Here is an 18,493-nt window from a genome sequence, read left to right on the forward strand (position 1 = left end):
GCCGCCTCCCTTACTGGACGACCGAGACCGCGCGGCGGTTCTGCGCCCAGGACGCCTCGTCCGAGCCCAGCGCCGCCGGCCGGTCCTTGCCGTAGGAGATGGTCGACAGCCGCGCGCCGTTGACGCCGGAGGCGACGAGCACGTCGCGCGCCGCATTGGCGCGGCGCTGGCCGAGCGCCAGGTTGTATTCGCGCGTGCCGCGTTCGTCGGCATGGCCCTCGACCTGGATGCGGACCTCGGCGTTGCGGCCCATCCATTCCGCCTGGCGGCTCAGGATCGGGCGCTGGTCGCCGCGGACCACGCTGCTGTCGAAGTCGAACAGCACGCGGTCGCCGACATTGGCCACCAGGTCTTCCTGGCTGCCGGGGCGGATGGTGCCGCCCGCGCCGGTCTGGGCCGCGTTCTGGTCGGTGGACGAACAGGCGGCGAGCAGCGCGAGGGCGGCAGCGGCGCTGAGCAGGCGAGTGGTCATGGCAGGGGCCTCCAGGGGCGGGACTGAGGGGGGGCGGCTAAGCACTCGCCGCGGGCAGGGTCAAGCGCGGGCCCGCGGCGCATCAGGACAGCAGGGGCGACCAGGCGGGGTCGGTCGCATCGGTCGGCGTCGGCACCGGGCGCTCGTTGAAGCCGGCGATGTCGATCGAGACGATGCGCGCGGAATATCCGCCGCCGCGCGAATCCGTGGCGCGCGTCTCGCGGTGGAACATCAGCACGCGGCCGTTCGGCGCGAAGGTCGGGCCTTCCATGGCCCAGCCTTCCGAGAGGATCCGCTCCCCCGAGCCGTCCGGGCGCATCACGCCGATGGCGAAGCCGCCGCGGCCGAATCGGGTGAAGGCGATGAGGTCGCCGCGCGGCGACCAGACGGGCGTCGCGTAGCGTCCGTTGCCGAAGGAGATCCGCCGCGGCGACCCGCCCGAGGCGCTCATCACGTAAAGTTGCTGGTCGCCGCCGCGGTCGGAATTGAACACGACCTGCGTCCCGTCGGGGGAGAAACAGGGGGAGACGTCGAGCCCGCCGCCGCTGGTCAGCTGCCGCTCGCTCCGGCTGCCGAGGTCGACCACGTAGATGTTGGCATCCCCCCCACGCATGGCCGAGAGCACGACCGCGTTTCCATCCGGCGCGAAGCGGGGCGAGAGCGTCATGCCGGGGAAGTTGCCCAGCACCTGCTGCCGGCCCGAGCCGATGTCGAACAGCACGACGCGCGGCTGGCCGCGGTCCTGGTACGACATGAAGGCGATCCGGTCGGCCGAGGGGTGGAAGCGCGGCGTCAGGGCGCTGAAGCGCCCGTCGGTCAGGTAGCGGTGGTTCTCCCCGTCCTGGTCCATGATGGCGAGGCGGCGCGTGCGCCGGTCGCGCGGCCCGGTCTCGCTCACATAGACGACGCGCGTGTCGAAATAGCCCTTCTCGCCCAGCAGGCGTTCGTAGATCACGTCCGAGATCAGGTGCGCGATGCGCCGCCAGTTGGCCGCCGGCGCCGAGAAGGCGGTGCCCTGCAGCTGCGTCTCGGGCAGCACGTCCCAGAGGCGGAACTCGACGCGCAGCCCGCCGCCCTGTTCCAGCACGCGGCCGGTCACCAGCGCCTGCGCACCGATCAGGCGCCAGTCCTGGAAGCGCGGCGTCTGGGCCGCGCTCTCGGCGGTCTGGATGAAGGCCGCACGGTCCACCGGGCGGAACAGCCCGGAATTGCGAAGGTTGGCCTGCACGACGCGGGCGATGTCGCGGCCGACGCGGGCGGCCTCGCCGGTGCCGGCCAGGTCCGGGACCGCGACCGGGATCGGGTCGGTGCGCGCGCGCATCACGTCGATCACGGCGCCCGCGGGAGCCTGGGCGGCGGCGGGCAGCGGCACGGCCATGATGCCGGGCGCCACGAGCCCGGCGCCCGCGCCGAGCAGCACGCGGCGCCGCGTGGGGGCGAAGGGGGAGGCAGGGTTCATCGCACGAGGCCCCTCGGGTTGAAGCGGAAGATCGAAGCCATGACGGTCTGGTACTTGGCCGGCGGCACGCGGAGCGGGTTGCACTGCGGCGACATAAGGGCACGGCGCGCCGATTCGTACACCGAACGCGCGCGCGGGTCGGCGGGCGGCGCCCCGTTCGGCACGACATTGCGCACCACGCCCTGGCTGTCGAGCGTGACGCGGAGTTCGACCACGATCTGGTCGAGCCCGAGCATGCCGCGGTCGACGTTCCAGCATTCCGCGATCTGGTCCGCAAGGCCGCGGATCTCGCCCTGCGTCAGCGCCGCCGTGCCGGTCGGGCTGCCGCCGCCCTGGCGCGGCGCGCCAGAGGGGTTGGGCCGCGCCTGCGGCGGGCGGTCCTGCTGCTGCGTGGTGCGCAGGCGCTCGAGCGTGTTGAGCACCGACTGGCTGCGGTCCTGCGGCCGCGCCACGGGCGGCGTCTGGCCGGTGCCGGCCTGCTGCGCGGGCTCGGGCGGCGGGGGCGTGGGCGTGGGCGGCAGGGGCAGCGGCGGGTCGGGCCGCGGCGGCGCGGCCGCCTGCTGCTGCTGGGGCGGCGGCGGCACGGGTGGCGGCGGCACGGGCTGGGTCTGGCGCGGCGCGGGCGTGGGCTCGGGCGTCGGCGCCGGGGGCGGCGCGGGCGGCGTCGGCGGCGCGCGGTCGGGCGTCGGCTGCGCCGGGGCGGGCGCCGGGGCGGGCGGCGGCGGTGGTGGCGGCGGGGGCGGTTCGGCCGGCCGGTCGCGTGGCGGCTCGGGCGCCGGGGGCTCGGGCGTCGGCGGCGTCTCGGGCGCGTCGGGGGCGGGCGGCGCGGGGGTCGGGCTCGGCACGTCGGCCTGGGCCAGCAGCGGCGGCCCGGGCGAGACGAGTTCGACCGCGATGCCCTGCTCGACCGGTTCCGGGATCGGCCGGGCGAGCGCGAACAACGCGCCGACCGCGAGGATCGTCACGTGCAGCACCCCCGAGACGGCCGCCCAGCGATGAAGCCGGGAGCCGTCGGGCCGGGGGGGAGCGATCACCCCGCCGCCTCCTGCCTCAGCCGCGCGGCTGCCCGGCGGCCGGGCGGCGCGGGGCTGCGGGGGCGGTCGCGGCGCCGGCCGGCTGCTCGGCCAGCAGCGCCACGCGGGTGAAGCCGGCCGCGGCGATGATGCCCATCACCTCCATCACGCGGCCATAGGCGATGGCGCGGTCGCCGCGCACGAAGATGCGCCGTTCCGGCTGGCCCTGCGGCTGCTGGCCGACGATGGCGCGCAGCCGCGGCACCAGTTCCTCGGTCGACACCTCGGTCTCCTGCAGGAAGACGCGCCCCTCGGGGTTCACGCTGATGGTCAGCGGCTCGGTTTCCTGGTTGATCGGGGAGGCCGCGGTGCGCGGCAGGTCCACCGGCACGCCCACCGTCATCAGCGGCGCGGCCACCATGAAGATGATGAGCAGCACGAGCATGACGTCGACCAGCGGCGTCACGTTGATCTCGGCCATCGGGCGATAGCGGGACCGCCGGTCCCGCCCGCCGCCGTTCAGCGCGCCGGCCATTTCGTTATTCCGCCGCGCTCGCGGCCGGTGCCGCGGTGTCGTTCGCCGCGACCTCGGTCTGGCGGGACAGGATGGCGCCGAATTCGGTCGCGAAGCTTTCCAGCCTTGCGGCGAAGCGCGCGAGGTCGGTGTTGAGCTTGTTGTACGCGAGCACCGCCGGGATGGCCGCGATCAGGCCGATGGCGGTGGCGAACAGTGCCTCGGCGATGCCGGGGGCGACCACGGCAAGGTTGGTGTTCTGCATCCCCGCGATGGCGGTGAAGGAATTCATGATGCCCCAGACCGTGCCGAACAGGCCGACGAAGGGGGCCACCGACCCGACGGAGGCCAGGAACACCATCCAGCGTTCCAGCCGCTCCATCTCCCGCCCGATGGTCACGCCCATGGCGCGCTCCACGCGTTCGCGCGCGCCGCCGAGGACGCTGCCCTGCCCGGCGCTCCGGCGCCATTCGCGCATCGCCGCGCCGAACACGGCGGCCAGCGGATGGGTGGGTTCCTCCCCCTCGCGCGCATAGAGGTCGTCGAGGCTGCCGCCCGACCAGAAGCGGTCCTCGAAGGCATCGGCCGCGCGGTTCGCGCGCCGGATGCCCGTGACCTTGTCGAAGACGATCGCCCAGACCCAGATGCTGGCGACCAGCAAGCCGATCATGACGGCCTTCACCACCCAGTCCGCCTGGAGGAAGAGCCCCCAGAGGGAAAGGTCGTGCGCCGCTGCCCCGAGCGCCTGGGCGGTCACGCTGCTGTCCACGCCTGATCTCCTTGCCTCGCCCCGACGTTCCTTGTTCCGTCGCGGGCGCCGGCGGCCGCGGCCGCCATCCTTACCTTGCGGGCGCCGCCCCTGCCGCCTCCGGCAGGACCAGCCCCTTCAGCACCGACCGCCAGGGTTCCGGCAGCGGCACCGGCCTCAGGCTGTCCTGGCCGACCGAAACCAGGCCGACCCGGAGCGCCGCGAGTCGGTCGCCCGGTGTGCCCGGCCCTTCCTCCGCCATGCGGACGGTCTGGTCGAGCAGGATCTGGGCGCCGGTCACCCGCCGGATGGCGGTCTCCACCACCACCCCGTCATCCAGCCGGGCGGGGCGCAGATACTCCACTTCGACGCGCCGCACCACGAGCAGCGCGCGATGACGTTCTATCATCAGATTGTGTGGCAACCCAATGGCACGCAAGGATTCCGTCCGCGCGCGCTCGGCCCAGTGCAGATACCGGGCGTGATAGGCCATGCCGCCCGCATCCGTGTCCTCGAAATACACGCGCAGGTTGAAACGGTGCACCAGGTCCTTCGCCGATGGCGCGGAGGTGCTCACGAATCATTGTCCGGCAGCAGGTCGAGCTGGGCCGACATGCCGGCCGGCGGCGCGAATCCGAGGTGGCGCCAGCCGGCCTCCCCCAGCATCCGCCCGCGCGGCGTGCGCAGCACCAGGCCTTCCTGGATGAGGAAGGGCTCGACCACTTCCTCGAGTGTGTCGCGGCCTTCCGCCAGCGCGGCCGCCAGGGTCTCGATCCCAACGGGGCCGCCGCCGTGATGCTCGGCGATGCGCCGGAGGTAACGGCGGTCCATGGCGTCGAGGCCGAGCGCATCGACCTCGAGCCGGTGCAGCGCGGCATCGACCATGGCGCGGTCGGCGGCGCGGTCCTCGACCATCGCGAAGTCGCGGATGCGGCGCAGCAGCCGGCCCGCGATGCGGGGCGTGCCGCGGGATCGCTTCGCGATTTCCAGCGCGCCGTCGTCCGACAGCGCGAAGCCGAGCTTGCGCGCGCCGCGCGCGACGATGCCGTGCAACTCCTCCGCCGTGTAGAACACGAGCCGGAGCGGGATGCCGAAGCGGTCGCGCAAGGGCGTCGCCAGCAGCCCCGCGCGCGTGGTCGCGCCGATCAGCGTGAAGGGCGGGATGTCGATGCGCACCGTGCGCGCCGCCGGCCCCTCCCCGATGATGAGGTCGAGGCAGAAATCCTCCATCGCGGGATAGAGGGTTTCCTCGATGGCGGGCTGCAGCCGGTGGATCTCATCCACGAACAGCACGTCGCGCGGCTGCAGGTTGGTCAGGATGGCGGCGAGGTCGCCCGAGCGCTGCAGCACGGGGCCCGAGGTCGCGCGGAAGCCCACGCCCAACTCCCGCGCCACGATCTGCGCCAACGTGGTCTTGCCGAGGCCGGGCGGCCCGTGGAACAGCACGTGGTCCATCGGCTCGGCGCGCGCACGCGCGGCGGCGATGAAGACGCCGAGATTGTCCCTGAGCGCCCGCTGCCCGGTGAAGTCGGCGAGCACCTGCGGCCGGAGCGCGTGCTCGCCGTAGTCGTCGTCCTGGCGCTCGGGGTCGGTCAGGCGCTCGCCTGCCCCGCCGGAGGGCGGCGGGGTCATCGCGCCATCTCCTTCAGCCCGTCGCGGATCAGCGCATCGAGCGTGGCACCCTCACCCAGGCGCTTGCCCGCGCGCGCGATGGCGGCCGCCGCCTGCGGCTGCTTCCAGCCGAGGTTGACGAGCGCCGAGACGGCATCGGCCTCCACGCCCCCCGCCGCCGCCGCGACGTCGAGCGCGCCGGTGCCGTCGGCCTCGGGCGTTGCGCGGCCGACAGCCCATTTCTGCATCGCGGGCTCGTCGACGATGCGGTTGGCCGTCGCGGCGCCGAGGCCCTTCACCTCCGACAGGCGCTTGCGTTCCTTGCCCGCGATGGCGCGCGCGAGCCCCTCGGGCGTGAGGGAGGAGAGCACGATCAGCGCCTTCTGCGGGCCGACGGTCTTGACCTCGATCAGGGCGCGGAAGGCCTCGCGCTCCGCGGCGTCGGCGAAGCCATAGAGGGTGATGGCATCCTGGCTGACGCGGGTTTCCACCAGCAGGCGGTGCACGCTGTCGCGGCCCGACAGGGCATCGAGCGTCTTACGCGAGCAGGCGACGAGATAGCCGACGCCGTTCACGTCCAGCACGCAGCCGCCGTCATGCGTGCTGTCCACGCGGCCCTTGAGGGCGCCGATCATGGCAGGCGACCAGAGAGGGGCCTTGCCCCTCTCCGGACCTCACCCCACCAAAGGCGGAGGGGCCTTTGGAAACCGACACCTGGCACCTGGCGCCAAAGGATGGTGTCCAGAGGCCTTTCGGCCTCTGGCGGGGTGGTCCGGAGGGGCAGCGCCCCTCCGGTGGCGCGCATCGGGTTCATGCCGGCTGATACCCGCGCGCCAGCGCCGCCCGCGACTGCCGGTGATGCGCGTGGCAGATCGCGACGGCCAGCGCATCCGCCGCATCCGCGCGCTTGAACGTCACGCCGGGCAGCAGGTGGCGCACCATCGCCTGCACCTGGTCCTTCGCCGCGTGGCCGTTGCCCACGACGGCGCGCTTCACTTCCATCGCGCCGTATTGCGCGACGGCAAGGCCCGCCAGCGCCGGCGCCAGCACCACGACGCCGCGCGCCTGGCCGAGCTTGAGCGCGCTGTCGGGGTTGCGCGCGACATAGGTGTTCTCGACCGCGGCTTCCTCGGGCACGTGCAGGTCGATCACGGCGGCGAGGCCCCGATGCAGCGCGAGCAGCCGGTCGGGCAGTTCCTCGGCCGGGGTGGTCGAGATCACGCCCTCGGCCAGGAAGCGCAGGCGGAAGCCGTCGTGTTCGATCAGCCCCCAGCCGGTGTGCTGGAGGCCGGGATCGAGGCCGAGGATGCGAATCGGGCGCCGCGTCATGGCGCGGGGGTTCTAGCAGATGCGGCGCGCGGGGGCGCTCAGCCGAGCAACCACCAGGCGCATCCCGCGGCGGCCGCGACCCAGAGCGCGACGATGGCGGCCGCGCCCGCCCGGCTGACGGGCCGCGCGGCCGCGGCCTCGGCGCGCGCGCGGCATTCCAGCAGCACCTCGGCCGGCACCAGCCGGATGGCGAGCAGGATGCCGAGCGGCAGCAGGATCGCGTCGTCGAGGTAGCCCAGCACCGGCACGAAGTCCGGGATCAGGTCGATGGGCGAGAGCGCATAGGCCGCGACGGCGACGGCGAGGCCCTTCGCGTACCAGGGCGTGCGCGGGTCCCGCGCCGCGAACCACAGCGCATGGACGTCGCGCCTGACCGCCCGCGCCCAGCGCTCCAGGCGCGCGAGCACGACGCCTCAGGCCGCCGAAAGCCGCTCGGCTGCCGCCGCGTCCACCTCGAAATTGGCCGTCACCACCTGCACGTCGTCGTGGTCATCCAGCGCGTCCACCAGCTTCAGCACGTCGCGCGCGCGGTCCTCGTCGAGGTCGATGGTGGTGGTCGGCCACCATTCGAGCTTCGCTTCCTGCGCTTCCCCGAAGCGCGCTTCCAGCGCGTCGCGCACGGCGGCGAAATCCTCGACCGAGCAGGACACCTCGTGGCCCTCGGCGTCGCTCTCGACATCCCCGGCGCCGGCCTCGATGGCGGCGTCGAGCATGGCGTCGGCGGTCGCGGCCTCGGCCTTGTAGCGCACGACGCCTTTGCGCTCGAATTGGAAGGCGACGGAGTTGGTCTCGCCGAGCGCGCCGCCATGCTTGCCGAACATCGAGCGCAGGTCGCCGCCGGTGCGGTTGCGGTTGTCCGTGAGCGCCTCGACGATGATGGCGATGCCGTGCGGGCCGTAGCCCTCGTAGCGCACTTCCTCGTAGCCCTCGCCCTGGCCGGCCTCCGACGCGCGCTTGATGGCGCGGTCGATCGTCTCGCGCGTCATGTTGGCGGTCAGGGCCGCCTTCACGGCCGCGCGCAGCCGCGGGTTCATCGCCGGGTCCGGCAGGCCCATCCTGGCCGAGACCGTGATCTCGCGGATCAGCTTGCCGAAGGCCTGGGCGCGCTTGGCGCCCTGGGCGGCCTTGCGGTGCATGACGTTCTTGGCGTGCGAATGGCCGGCCATGGCCGCTTCTCTCTCTCGAAATCCGGTGATCGGGGGTGCGGGGCTTCTAGCCGCCGCCCGCGTCCGGGGGCAAGCATGGGGCTGGCGGACCGGCCACAGGCCGGGCCAGACTGCGCCCATGGACACCCATGCCGCCCCCGACCCCTTCGCCGTGACCACCGAGGCCCGGCTGCGCGAACTCTACGACGCCCCGCTCGAGGGCCCGCTCAAGAAGGTCACGCACCGGATCGAGGCGACCGCGCGCGCCTGGATCGCCGCCTCCCCCTTCTGCATTCTGTCCACCGTCGGCGCGCGCGGCGTGCATGCGACGCCACGCGGCGACGCGCCGGGCTTCTGCGCGGTCGAGCCCGACGGCACGCTGCTGCTGCCGGACCGGCGCGGCAACAACCGGCTGGACGCGCTGCGCGATATCCTCGAGGACCCGCGCGTCTCCGTCATCTTCTTCGTCCCCGGCGCGTCGGAGGTGCTGCGCGTGCACGGGCGCGCGCGCATCACGGCCGACCCGGCGCTGACGTCCCGCTTCGTCGAGCGCGGCAAGGCGCCGGCCACGGTGCTGGCGGTGCGCGTGGAGGAGCTTTTCATGCAATGCGCGAAGTCGATCATGCGATCGCGCCTCTGGGGCGGCACGCCGCGGCCGGAAGCGCTGCCGACCATGGGGCAACTGATCGCCGCGCATCGTGCGGACGGCCAGGTGGATGCGGCCGACTACGACCGAGAGGCGCCGGAACGGCTGAACCAGACGATGTATTGAAGGCGGGGGGAGAATCCCGCACCCCCGTGCAGCACCGGCGCCAAATGCCAAGGAAGGGAGGGGGCTCGGGGGAGGTTCCCCTCCCCCCACCTTCCTACAGCAACCCCCTCGCGATCCCGCCATCCACGTTGACGGTCTGCCCCGTCACGTACCCCGCGCGCGGGCTGCTCAGCCAGACCACCATCGCCGCCACCTCCTCCGGCGCGCCGAAGCGGCCGAGCGGGATCTCGTGCGCGAATTCCGCGATCACCGCCTCGGCGGTCACGTTGCGCTCGGCCGCCATCTTCGCCGCGCGGTCGGTCCAGAGCCGCGTCAGCGTGCGGCCAGGTGCCACGCAGTTCACGCGGATGCCCTCGGCCGCGTATTCGCCGGCCAGCGTCTTGGTCAGGCCTAGCAGCCCGGCCTTGTGGACGTTCGACACCACCTGGTTCGGATAGGGCATGCGCGACGCCGCGGCGCCCAGCAGCACGACCGAGGGTGCCCTGCCCTTGCGCAGCAGCGGCAGCGACGCCCGCACCACGCGCACGGCGCTCAGCACGTTGAAGGTGTAGTTGCCGATCCAGTCCGCGTCGCTCAGCGCCTCGAAGCCCGACCGGATCGAACCACCGACCGCGTCCACCAGCGCATCGAGCGCGCCCCAGCGCGACGCGACCTCGGCCAGCAGCCGGTCCGCGCCGTCCTCGGTGGTGATGTCCGCCACCGCATGTGCGGGGCGCCGGCCGGTGGCGGCGCCGATGCGCTCGGCCGCCGCCGCGATGCCGGCCGGATCGCGCGACGCGATCATCACCTCCGCGCCGTCCTGCGCCAGCAGTTCCGCCGTCGCGAAGCCGATGCCGGCGGAGGCGCCGACCACCAGCACCCGCCGTCCCTGAAAGCCGAGATCCACCGCGTCCTCCCCCATCCACAAGGCCGCGGACCATGCTGAAGCGCGCCGCCGCGATCAAGCCGCCCCGTTGACGGCGCCGTGAAGCGGCGTCTACTTGCCCGCACTTCCAGCCGCGGCGCCGCCGTGAGCAGGGACAAGACGGGAGACGAACCAGAATGACCGCCACCGGGACGCCCATGCTCCGTCGCCGCGCGCTGCTTGCCGCCGGCACGGGCCTCGCCCTGGCCGCGCCCGCCGCGCATGCGCAGGCCTACCCCGACCGCCCGCTCACGATCCTCGTGCCCTTCGCGACCGGCGGCTACAATGACCGGCTGGCGCGCGCGATGGCGCCCTTCGTGCAGAAGCACATCGGCCAGCCGGTCACGGTGATGAACCGCCCGGGCGGCGGCACCGTGCTCGGCAACACCTTCTTCCTGCAGCAGCCGGACGACGGCTACATGGTGATGGTGCATTCCGCCGGCCCCTACATCCCGGTCTCCATCCTGACGCGCAACGCTCGCTACAAGGCGGACGACTTCTGGATGATCAACCTGCCGTCGCGCGACCTGACGCTGATGGCCTGCGCCACCGGCAAGCCGACGCAGAGCGTGGACGAGGTGGTCGCCAGCCTGAAGCGCGACCCACGCAGCCTCTCGGTCGGGCTGCAGCCGGCCTCGGCAGACCTGATCAATTTCGCGCTGTTCTGCCAGGCGCACGGCATCGACCGCTCGGCCGTCCGCGTCGTGACCTATGACGGCGGCGGGCCTGCCCGCAACGCGGTGGCCGGCGGGCATGTCGATGTCGGGCTGGTGGGCGGGGAAGGCTTCCTGCCCATCAAGGACCGCATCCGCCCGCTGCTGATGTTCACGGACGCCAAGGATTCCGAATACCCCGACACCCCCATCCTGACCGACCACGCCCGCGCCGCCGGCTTCGAGCCGCAATTCGTCGAGGGCTCGCAGCGCGGCTTCGTCACGTCGAAGCGCTTCGTGGACGCGCAGCCGGAGCGCTACCGCATCCTGCTCCAGGCGATCGAGCGCGCGACCAAGGACCCCGAATGCGTGACGACGCTGGGCGGCCAGCAGCTCGCCACCACCTGGTACGGGCCGGAGGCGTCGAACCGCGCCTATCTCGCGACGGCCGCGCTGATGGAGCGCTACGCCGACCTGCTGCGTTCGCGCTGAGACAGGGCGCATGACCCAGGGGGAGGCGCGCCGGCAGGTCGCCTGGGCGGAGCTCGGCTTCGTCACGGCAATCGCGGCCGGCGTGCTCGCCTTCGTGGTCGAGGCGCGCGGCGTCTCGCGCGACCCGCAGAACCTGCTGCTGCTGCAGCCGACGGCCTGGCTGGTGCTCGGGCTCTGGGCCGTGCTCGCCGCAGGCTGCGTGACGCGCCGCGTCGACCCTGCGGCGCCCCGCGAAAGCCGCGCCGACCTCGCGCGCGTGATCGGCATGGTCGCGGCCTTCGGGCTGTTCATCCTCGGGCTCGAGGAGGTCGGCTACGACGTCGCGATCCTCGTCTTCGTCCTTGTCGGGCTGATCATCGGGGGCGAACGGCACCCGGCGGCGCTGATCCTGTTCCCGCCGATCTTCACGCTGGCGGTGATCCACGGCTTCCGCCTGCTGATCCCCTACCCCTTCCCGACCAGCGTGCTCTGAGATGATCGACACCGTCGCCTTCGGCTCGGCCGTCGCGATGCTGGCCGGCTCGCTCGACGCGTGGCTCTGGGTCGTGCCCGGGCTGCTGATCGGGCTGGTGTTCGGCGCGCTGCCGGGGATCTCGGTCTCGATGGCGATGGCGCTGGTGCTGCCGGCGACGCTCTACATGGAATTCCTGCCGGCGATCATCTTCCTGACCTCGGTCTATACCGGGGCCGGGTTCGGCGGCTCCATTCCCGCGGTGCTGATCAACATCCCCGGCACGTCATCCGCCGTCGCGACCACCTTCGACGGCTACCCGATGGCGCGGGCCGGGAAGCACAACGAGGCGCTGGGCGCGGCGCTGTTCGCGTCCTGCATCGGGGTGCTGATCTCCTACATGATCCTGCTCGTGCTGGTGCAGCCGCTGGCGGAGGTCGTGCTCCGCATCGGGCCATATGAGATGGCGGCGATCGGCATCTGGGGGATGGTGCTGCTGGGCTCGATCGGCGGGTCTTCCGTGTCCAAGGGGATGTTCGCCGCGGGCCTCGGCATCCTGTTCGGCACGGTGGGCATGAACACCGCGGGCTACATGCGGGGCGACATGGGCATCCCCTGGCTGCTGGATGGCATTCCCACCATTCCCGCAATGGTCGGGCTGCTGGCCGCGAGCCAGTTGTTCGCGCTGGTGAACGCGAAGTTCATCGTGGAAGCCGAGGGCGACCGCGGCATCAGCCTGCGCCGCATCCTGGCCGGCGGCGCGATGGTGCTGAAGAACCCCGTCACGCTGCTCCGCGGCACGGCGATCGGCGTCTTCGTGGGCGCGGTGCCGGGCATCGGGTCGTCCATCGCGAACCTGCTGTCCTATGGGGAGACGCGGCGCACCTCGGCCGACGCCGAGACCTTCGGCACGGGCAATGTGAAGGGCGTGATCGCCGCGGAATCGGCCAATTCCAGCAGCGAGGGCGGCTCGATGGCGACCATGCTGGCGCTCGGCATCCCGGGCGGCGGCGCGACGGCGATCCTGCTCGCCGCCTTCGCCATGCACAACGTGATCGGCGGCCCGCGCTTCATGGAGCAGAGCCGGGACGTGGTCTACGCCATCATCCTGTCGAACTTCGCGCAGGCCGCGGTGCTGGTCGTGGTCGGCACGATCTTCGTCTATGGCGCCAGCACCATCGTGCGGCTGCCGCTGCGCTACCTGATCCCGTCGGTGCTCGTGGTCTCGACCATGGGCGCCTTCGCGATGGAGGGCTCGATCGCGGGGCCGATCACGCTTTATGTCTTCGCGGTGCTGGGCTGGCTGCTCTCGCGCTACGGCTTCCCGGTGGCGGCCGTGGTGGTCGGACTGCTGCTCGGCCGGCTGATCGAGACCGAGATGCTGCGCGCCTGGCAATTGGCGGGCGGCGACCTCTGGCGCGTGCTGGACTACCCCTGGGCGCTCGGCATCCTCGGGCTGATGGTGCTGTCGCTGGCACTCTCGCTGCGACGGGACCTCGCGAAGCGGCGCGCCCTCAGGGCAGCGGCATCGCCGGGCTGAGGCCGCCGCCCATGCGCAGCGGCTCCGCGCGCCGCGCGAGGCCCGTCGCGTCGTCGGTCTCCACGAACAGCCCGCAGACCGTGGCCTCCCCTTCCGCCGGCGCCAGGCGCTCGGCGGGCACCTTGCGCCAGAAGCGGATCGACGCGCCGCCCTTGCCCATGCCGATCACGCTGTCGTAGTCGCCGCACATGCCGGCATCGGACTGGAAGGCGGTGCCGCCGGGCAGGATGCGCGCATCGGCCGTCGGCACATGGGTGTGCGTGCCGATGACAAGGCTGGCGCGGCCGTCGAAGGAATGGCCCATGGCCTGCTTTTCGCTGGTGGCTTCCGCGTGGATGTCCACCACCGCCGCCTGCACGCTGCCGCCCGTGCCGAGGCTGTGCTGCGCGAGCACCGCCTGCACGGCGCGGAAGGGGTCGTCGAGCGGTTCCATGAAGAGCCGCCCCATCGCCTGCACGACCAGCGCGTGGCGGCCGCCCGGCACCTCGACCACCGCCACGCCGCGCCCGGGCGTGCCCGGCGGGTAGTTGAGCGGGCGGATCAGGCGCGGCTCCTCCTCGATGTAGGGGATGATCTCCTTGCGGTCCCAGGCGTGGTTGCCGAGCGTCAGCACGTCCGCGCCGGCCGCGAACAGCGCGCGCGCCATCTCGGGCGACAGGCCGAAGCCGTGCGAGGCGTTCTCCGCGTTCACCACCACGAGGTCGAGCGCCAGGTCGCGCCGCAGCGCCGGCAGCGCGGCCACCACCGCGTCCCGCCCGGACCGCCCGACGATGTCGCCCAGGAACAGGATCCTCACGCCGGACCCATGCAGACCACCACGCCCGTCTCCGTCGCCACGCGATCGAGGCGCATGTCGTTCGGCCCCGCCGGCACCTCCTGCATCTCCTGGCCGGCATAGGCAACCCCGATGGCGGTGGCGCCCGGCAGCGCCGCCAGCGTGCGGTCGTAGTAGCCGCCGCCGTAGCCGAGCCGCCGCCCCGCGCGGTCGAAGGCGAGCAGCGGCACGAGCAGCCAGTCCGGCACGACCTCGGGCGCGGCGGGCAGCGGCTCGCGCGTGCCCATGGGCCCGTGGCCGAGCGCATCGCCCGGCGCCCAGCGCCGGAACCGGAGCGGCTGCCCGCGCCTGGGCGTCACCGGCAGGCAGAGCGCCTGGCCGCGCGCGTGCAGCGCATCCAGCAGCGGCCGGACGTCGATCTCGGGCCCCATCGGCCAGAAGGCGGAGACCATGGCACCCGCTGGCGGCGGGCAGTCCCGCAGCACGATGGCGGCGAGCGCCTCTCCGGCCCCGGCGGGGTCGATCGCGGCGCGGCGCGCCAGCGCCACGCGTCGCGCCTCGGCCTTCATCTCGGCGAGCAGCACGTCGCAATAGGGAGCGCTGTTACTCATGCGGCATCACCACCCGACACCCGCGTCCGGACGGACCGCACCGGCGGCGCAACAGCGCGCGGCGCGGAAGCCAAGCCGGCGGATGCCGGCGCCGGCGACTGAGGCACAAAACAAGTGGCGAGATACAAACCCATCTCCCGAGGCCCTGCCTCGGGAATTGAAGTGCGGAGCCGCCCTGGCCGCTGGCGTCTCATCCTCCCAAGGCCTGCTTTCGCAGGTGGGCACCAGGTACCCGGACCAGGGTCCGGACAGAGCCAGTTCCCGGAGGATGTGCATTGGCCCCGGGGATGAAGTGCCTGGGCGCACCGGGCAGCCCCGCCACCTGAACCTAGGCGCCCTCGAGGGTCGCTGCAATGTTCTCGATCGCTTCCGCCACGCGGAGCAGCCGCGCGGCCAGCGCCGGGTCCGTTGCGGGCGCCGCGGGCGTCGCCGCCACCGCGCCGCCGGCCTTGAGCGCCGAGACCTCGGATTGCAGGTCCGACGTCTCGTCGGCCAGTTGCAGCGCCGCCAGCAGCAGCATCCGTGTCTCGCCGAACTGCATGCCCATGGCCTTGAGCGCGCCGATGCGGCGGTCCACCTCGGCCGCCATCTCGGTCAGGTGGCGTTCCTGCCCGTCCTGGCAGGCGACCGGGTGGGAATAGCCGCCGACGCGGACCGTGACCTGCGCCATCAGACGTCCTCGCCCAGCACGTTGCGCAGGCGCGCGATGGTCGCGTCGAGCCGCGCGGCCAGCGCCGCCACGGCCGCGGGGTCGACACCCGGCGCCGCGCCTTCGGGCGCCGCGGGCCGAGGCCGTTCCGCCAGGGCGCGCGACAGGCGGTCAACCGCCGCTTCCAGTCGCGTCGTGGCCTCCGCCACCGGGTCCGCCGCCTCGCTCATCCGCCCCCTGGGGATTCGTCATGCCCTTGCCCCGCAGGCACCGGCGGGACTACCCGAAAGCCTTGGCAGAGAGGGGCCTCGGGGTCAACGGTGACAGAACGCTTCAGCATGCCGGCGGTGACCGTGCACGGGCTGCACCAGGCCGAGGCCGCGCTCGCCGCCGCCGGGCCGCGCGGCGTGCTGCTGCTCTCGGCGCCCGGGGCGGTGGGCTTTGCGGGGCCGGCCTGGTTCCTGGCGCTGGCGGCCGAGGCGTCGCGGCGCCATCCCGGCCGGCGGATGGCGGCCGCGCTCGACTGCGCCGATGCGCCCGGCACGGCGCTGGCAGCGCTGCGCGCCGGGGCCACCATCGTGGTGCTGGACGGCGCCTGCCCCGCCTTCCCCGCCCTCACCGCCGCGGCGGCGGAAGCGGGCGCCCGCCTGCTGCCCGGACGCCCGCGGGCGCTCGACCTCGGCCGCCTGGACCTCCGGCGCCGGGCCGACCTTGCGCGCCTGGCCGCCTGGCTCGCCACGGAAGCGCCACAGGACGGCGCGATACCCCCGGCCCCGTGACAGGCCGGCCCGCCTGCGTTATCGCGCGGCACGGCCAAGACCGCACCCGAAGGAAGGACGCCACGATGAAGCTGACCCGCCGCGTGAAGGAAATCCTCTCCTGGTATGAGAGCGACAATCCCGGGACCAAGGCTAACCTCGCCCGCATCCTGATGCAGGGGAAGCTCGGCGGCACCGGGCGCATGGTCATCCTGCCGGTGGACCAGGGCTTCGAGCACGGCCCCGCGCGCTCCTTCGCGCCCAACCCCGCCGCCTATGACCCGCACTACCATTTCGAGCTGGCGATCGAGGCGGGGCTCAACGCCTACGCCGCGCCGCTCGGCATGATCGAGGCCGGCGCCGCGAGCTTCGCCGGCGCCATCCCGACCATCCTCAAGGTGAACAGCAGCAACAGCCTGTCCACCACCAAGGACCAGGCCGTGACCGGCTCCGTGTCGGATGCGCTCCGCCTCGGCTGCTCGGCGATCGGCTTCACCATCTACCCGGGCTCCGAATATCAGTTCGAGATGATGGAGGAGCTTCGCGAACTCGCCGAGGAAGCGAAGTCCGTCGGCCTCGCCGTCGTGGTCTGGTCCTATCCGCGCGGCCCGATGCTGGACAAGGTGGGCGAGACCGCCTTCGACATCTGCGCCTATGCCGCGCACATGGCGGCCCTCATGGGCGCCCACATCATCAAGGTGAAGCCGCCGATGGAGGCACTCTCCCTCGACGCCGCCAAGAAGGTCTACATCGAGCGCAAGATCGACGGCGCCGACATGGCGGCGCGCATCCGCCACATCGTGCAGGCCTGCTTCAACGGCCGGCGCCTCGTGGTGTTCTCGGGCGGCGAGGCCAAGGGCGCCGACGCCCTGCTGGCCGAGGTGCGCGCCATCCATGCCGGCGGCGGCAACGGCTCCATCGTCGGGCGCAACGCCTTCCAGCGGCCGAAGGAGGACGCGCTGAAGCTGCTCGCCTCCATGATCGAGGTCTACAAGACCAAGGCCTGACGACCGGACGCGGGCGTACCGGACGGGGCGCCCGCATCCGCCGCCGCCCGTCCCGCGTAGGGCGGGCATGATCACCGCCGCCATCCGCCTCGCCGCCCTCGTGCCGATCATGGCCGGCGGCGGCGGCGCCATCCTCGGCCCCGGCTTCCTCGGCGAGGCCGCCGGGCCCGCAACCGCCAGCCATCTGCGCTATTTGTCGGGGCTGCTGCTCGGCCTCGGGCTGCTGGCCTGGTGGTGCGCCGGCGCGCTCGACCGCAGGCGGCCGCTGTTCGAGGCGCTCTGCGCCATGGTGGTGCTGGGCGGCCTGGCGCGGCTCGCGGGCCTGGCCGCCGAGGGCGCGCCGCCCGCCCCGCATGTGCTGGCGCTGGCGATGGAACTGGGCATCGTCCCGGCACTCTGGCTCGCGACGCAGGCCCGCTGGGCGCGGCGCGTCATGGCCGGGGCGTCGCCGCCGGGGCTCGACGGCGCCGGGGAGGTCGGCCAGAAAGCGCCCCTCGGTCGCGACGGCGCGACGCGGGGCGGAGGACGGGCATGACGACCGGAGATGGCGCCGCGGCTAAGTGCCGCCTCTACCTCATCACCCCGCCGCGCCTCGACCCCGCCACCTTCCGCGACACCCTCGCCGCCGCGCTCGACGCCGGCGATGTCGCCTGCCTGCAGCTCCGCCTGAAGGACGCGACGACGGACGAGGTGAAGCAGGCGACTGAGGCACTGATGCCCGTCGCCCAGGCGCGCGACGTCGCCTTCATCCTGAACGACGACGCGGCGCTCGCCCTGCGCCTCGGCTGCGACGGCGCGCATCTCGGCCAGACGGATGGCGACCACGCCGGCGCGCGCGCTTTGCTGAAGGACCGCATCCTCGGCATCACCTGCCACGCGTCGCGCCACCTCGCCATGGAAGCGGGCGAGATCGGCGCCGACTACGTCGCCTTCGGCGCCTTCTTCCCGACCGGCACGAAGGAGACGGTGCACACCGCCGGCACCGACCTGCTCGAATGGTGGTCGGAGATGATGGAGATCCCCTGCGTGGCGATCGGCGGCATCACGGCCGCGAACTGCGCGCCGCTGGTGCAGGCGGGCGCCGATTTCCTGGCCGTGGTCGGCGCCGTGTGGAACCATCCGGAGGGTGCGGCGGCCGGCGTGCGCGCGATGAACGCCGCCATCGCCGCCGCATGACCCGCCCGGCGCTGGTGCCCGAACTGCTGGTCACGGACCTCGCGGCCAGCCTCAGCTTCTGGTGCGGCCTGCTCGGCTTCGCCGTGGTGTACGACCGGCCGGAGGACGGCTTCGCCTGCATCGAGCGCGACGGCGCGCGCGTGATGCTCGATACGATCGACCGCACGCGGGACTGGGTGGCGGCGCCGCTCGCGGCGCCCTTCGGGCGGGGCATGAACCTCGAGATCGCGGTCGCCTCGGTCGCGCCGCTGCTGGCCGCGCTCGACGCTGCCGGATGGCCGCTGTTCCTGGCGCCGGAGGAGAAATCCTACCGCGTCGGCACGGGCGCGGTGCGGGTGCGGCAATTCATCGTGCAGGACCCGGACGGCTACCTGGTGCGGTTCTCGGAGAACATGTCCCGGTCGGGGTGAAGGC

The 18,493-nt window shown here is 73.1% G+C and carries 24 protein-coding genes, 1 other RNA gene and 1 pseudogene; 9 read left to right on the plus strand and 17 right to left on the minus strand.

Annotation, left to right across the window (positions count from 1 at the left end; all coding sequences use genetic code 11):
* Nucleotides 1-10: 10 nt before the first annotated feature.
* From pal to E8M80_RS01920, 11 genes and pseudogenes are all read right to left on the minus strand, one after another.
* Nucleotides 11-472 carry a peptidoglycan-associated lipoprotein Pal gene (pal, locus tag E8M80_RS01870; RefSeq protein WP_137123945.1) on the minus strand — a complete coding sequence of 154 codons (462 nt, stop codon included), beginning with the start codon at nt 470-472 and terminating at the stop codon, nt 11-13.
* An 82-nt stretch (nt 473-554) separates the two neighbouring features.
* The gene (gene tolB, locus E8M80_RS01875) at nt 555-1,931 is read right to left on the minus strand and encodes a Tol-Pal system beta propeller repeat protein TolB (RefSeq protein ID WP_137123946.1); all 1,377 of its coding nucleotides are present in this window, start codon (nt 1,929-1,931) and stop codon (nt 555-557) included.
* Nucleotides 1,928-2,965 (minus strand): hypothetical protein, encoded by a 1,038-nt coding sequence (locus tag E8M80_RS01880; protein WP_137123947.1) that lies wholly within the window; start codon nt 2,963-2,965, stop codon nt 1,928-1,930. Before E8M80_RS01880 ends, tolB begins: the two co-directional genes overlap by 4 nt.
* Nucleotides 2,966-2,981: 16 nt before the next feature.
* The gene (tolR, locus tag E8M80_RS01885; protein WP_137123948.1) at nt 2,982-3,479 is read right to left on the minus strand and encodes a protein TolR; all 498 of its coding nucleotides are present in this window, start codon (nt 3,477-3,479) and stop codon (nt 2,982-2,984) included.
* A 4-nt stretch (nt 3,480-3,483) separates the two neighbouring features.
* The gene (gene tolQ / locus E8M80_RS01890; protein WP_137123949.1) at nt 3,484-4,227 is read right to left on the minus strand and encodes a protein TolQ; all 744 of its coding nucleotides are present in this window, start codon (nt 4,225-4,227) and stop codon (nt 3,484-3,486) included.
* A gap of 70 nt (nt 4,228-4,297) precedes the next feature.
* A complete protein-coding gene (locus tag E8M80_RS01895) occupies nt 4,298-4,783 on the minus strand; it encodes a YbgC/FadM family acyl-CoA thioesterase (RefSeq protein WP_240789848.1) in 486 nt (161 codons plus the stop codon).
* On the minus strand, nt 4,780-5,838 hold the full coding sequence (gene ruvB / locus E8M80_RS01900; RefSeq protein WP_137123950.1) for a Holliday junction branch migration DNA helicase RuvB: 1,059 nt from the start codon (nt 5,836-5,838) through the stop codon (nt 4,780-4,782). Before ruvB ends, E8M80_RS01895 begins: the two co-directional genes overlap by 4 nt.
* A complete protein-coding gene (gene ruvA / locus E8M80_RS01905) occupies nt 5,835-6,452 on the minus strand; it encodes a Holliday junction branch migration protein RuvA (protein ID WP_137123951.1) in 618 nt (205 codons plus the stop codon). Before ruvA ends, ruvB begins: the two co-directional genes overlap by 4 nt.
* Nucleotides 6,453-6,627: 175 nt before the next feature.
* Nucleotides 6,628-7,146, minus strand: coding sequence for a crossover junction endodeoxyribonuclease RuvC (gene ruvC, locus E8M80_RS01910; RefSeq protein ID WP_137123952.1), 519 nt, complete (start codon nt 7,144-7,146; stop codon nt 6,628-6,630).
* 38 nt (nt 7,147-7,184) lie between these two features.
* Nucleotides 7,185-7,553 (minus strand): annotated as a pseudogene (locus E8M80_RS01915) (YkvA family protein); the annotation flags it as partial.
* A 6-nt stretch (nt 7,554-7,559) separates the two neighbouring features.
* On the minus strand, nt 7,560-8,312 hold the full coding sequence (locus E8M80_RS01920) for a YebC/PmpR family DNA-binding transcriptional regulator (protein ID WP_137123954.1): 753 nt from the start codon (nt 8,310-8,312) through the stop codon (nt 7,560-7,562).
* A 118-nt stretch (nt 8,313-8,430) separates the two neighbouring features.
* On the opposite strand from E8M80_RS01920, the gene E8M80_RS01925 reads away from it, so the two are divergent.
* Nucleotides 8,431-9,063 (plus strand): MSMEG_1061 family FMN-dependent PPOX-type flavoprotein, encoded by a 633-nt coding sequence (locus E8M80_RS01925; RefSeq protein WP_137123955.1) that lies wholly within the window; start codon nt 8,431-8,433, stop codon nt 9,061-9,063.
* Nucleotides 9,064-9,157: 94 nt separating this feature from the next.
* Here E8M80_RS01925 and E8M80_RS01930 read toward each other — a convergent pair whose 3' ends face one another.
* Nucleotides 9,158-9,949 carry an SDR family NAD(P)-dependent oxidoreductase gene (locus tag E8M80_RS01930; RefSeq protein ID WP_137123956.1) on the minus strand — a complete coding sequence of 264 codons (792 nt, stop codon included), beginning with the start codon at nt 9,947-9,949 and terminating at the stop codon, nt 9,158-9,160.
* Between the two features lie 155 nt (nt 9,950-10,104).
* Between E8M80_RS01930 and E8M80_RS01935 the strand changes: the two genes are divergently transcribed.
* From E8M80_RS01935 to E8M80_RS01945, 3 genes are read left to right on the plus strand one after another with little or no spacing between them, the layout of a single operon-like run.
* Entirely contained in the window at nt 10,105-11,112 is a 1,008-nt protein-coding gene (locus tag E8M80_RS01935) for a tripartite tricarboxylate transporter substrate binding protein (protein ID WP_240789849.1), read from the plus strand.
* Between the two features lie 10 nt (nt 11,113-11,122).
* Nucleotides 11,123-11,584, plus strand: a complete 462-nt coding sequence (locus tag E8M80_RS01940; protein ID WP_137123957.1) for a hypothetical protein — start codon at nt 11,123-11,125, stop codon at nt 11,582-11,584.
* 1 nt (nt 11,585) lies between these two features.
* On the plus strand, nt 11,586-13,103 hold the full coding sequence (locus E8M80_RS01945) for a tripartite tricarboxylate transporter permease (RefSeq protein WP_137123958.1): 1,518 nt from the start codon (nt 11,586-11,588) through the stop codon (nt 13,101-13,103).
* Here E8M80_RS01945 and E8M80_RS01950 read toward each other — a convergent pair.
* From E8M80_RS01950 to E8M80_RS01970, 5 genes are all read right to left on the minus strand, one after another.
* Nucleotides 13,078-13,899, minus strand: a complete 822-nt coding sequence (locus tag E8M80_RS01950; protein WP_137123959.1) for a TIGR00282 family metallophosphoesterase — start codon at nt 13,897-13,899, stop codon at nt 13,078-13,080. The two genes, E8M80_RS01945 and E8M80_RS01950, sit on opposite strands and share 26 nt — an antisense overlap.
* Nucleotides 13,896-14,489 (minus strand): 5-formyltetrahydrofolate cyclo-ligase, encoded by a 594-nt coding sequence (locus tag E8M80_RS01955; RefSeq protein ID WP_170979146.1) that lies wholly within the window; start codon nt 14,487-14,489, stop codon nt 13,896-13,898. Before E8M80_RS01955 ends, E8M80_RS01950 begins: the two co-directional genes overlap by 4 nt.
* Nucleotides 14,490-14,652: 163 nt before the next feature.
* A non-coding RNA gene (gene ssrS / locus E8M80_RS01960) (6S RNA) lies at nt 14,653-14,808 on the minus strand.
* Nucleotides 14,809-14,817: 9 nt separating this feature from the next.
* Nucleotides 14,818-15,159, minus strand: a complete 342-nt coding sequence (locus E8M80_RS01965; protein WP_137123960.1) for a cell division protein ZapA — start codon at nt 15,157-15,159, stop codon at nt 14,818-14,820.
* Nucleotides 15,159-15,368, minus strand: a complete 210-nt coding sequence (locus tag E8M80_RS01970) for a hypothetical protein (protein WP_137123961.1) — start codon at nt 15,366-15,368, stop codon at nt 15,159-15,161. The genes E8M80_RS01965 and E8M80_RS01970 overlap by 1 nt, the downstream gene beginning before the upstream one ends.
* 108 nt (nt 15,369-15,476) lie before the next feature.
* On the opposite strand from E8M80_RS01970, the gene E8M80_RS26920 reads away from it, so the two are divergent.
* The 5 genes from E8M80_RS26920 to E8M80_RS01995 all read left to right on the plus strand — a co-directional run bounded on the left by E8M80_RS26920 (nt 15,477) and on the right by E8M80_RS01995 (nt 18,489).
* Nucleotides 15,477-15,917 carry a hypothetical protein gene (locus E8M80_RS26920; RefSeq protein WP_206035544.1) on the plus strand — a complete coding sequence of 147 codons (441 nt, stop codon included), beginning with the start codon at nt 15,477-15,479 and terminating at the stop codon, nt 15,915-15,917.
* A gap of 65 nt (nt 15,918-15,982) precedes the next feature.
* Nucleotides 15,983-16,903, plus strand: coding sequence for a class I fructose-bisphosphate aldolase (locus E8M80_RS01980; protein WP_137123962.1), 921 nt, complete (start codon nt 15,983-15,985; stop codon nt 16,901-16,903).
* A gap of 67 nt (nt 16,904-16,970) precedes the next feature.
* Nucleotides 16,971-17,438: a DUF4345 domain-containing protein gene (locus E8M80_RS01985; RefSeq protein WP_137123963.1), complete on the plus strand. Its 468-nt coding sequence runs from the start codon at nt 16,971-16,973 to the stop codon at nt 17,436-17,438.
* Nucleotides 17,435-18,079 carry a thiamine phosphate synthase gene (thiE, locus tag E8M80_RS01990; RefSeq protein WP_137123964.1) on the plus strand — a complete coding sequence of 215 codons (645 nt, stop codon included), beginning with the start codon at nt 17,435-17,437 and terminating at the stop codon, nt 18,077-18,079. The genes E8M80_RS01985 and thiE overlap by 4 nt, the downstream gene beginning before the upstream one ends.
* Nucleotides 18,076-18,489 carry a VOC family protein gene (locus E8M80_RS01995; RefSeq protein ID WP_137123965.1) on the plus strand — a complete coding sequence of 138 codons (414 nt, stop codon included), beginning with the start codon at nt 18,076-18,078 and terminating at the stop codon, nt 18,487-18,489. The genes thiE and E8M80_RS01995 overlap by 4 nt, the downstream gene beginning before the upstream one ends.
* The last annotated feature ends 4 nt before the right edge of the window (nt 18,490-18,493 follow it).

It is taken from the genome of Roseomonas sp. HF4 (assembly GCF_005222755.1).
Lineage (GTDB): Bacteria > Pseudomonadota > Alphaproteobacteria > Acetobacterales > Acetobacteraceae > Neoroseomonas.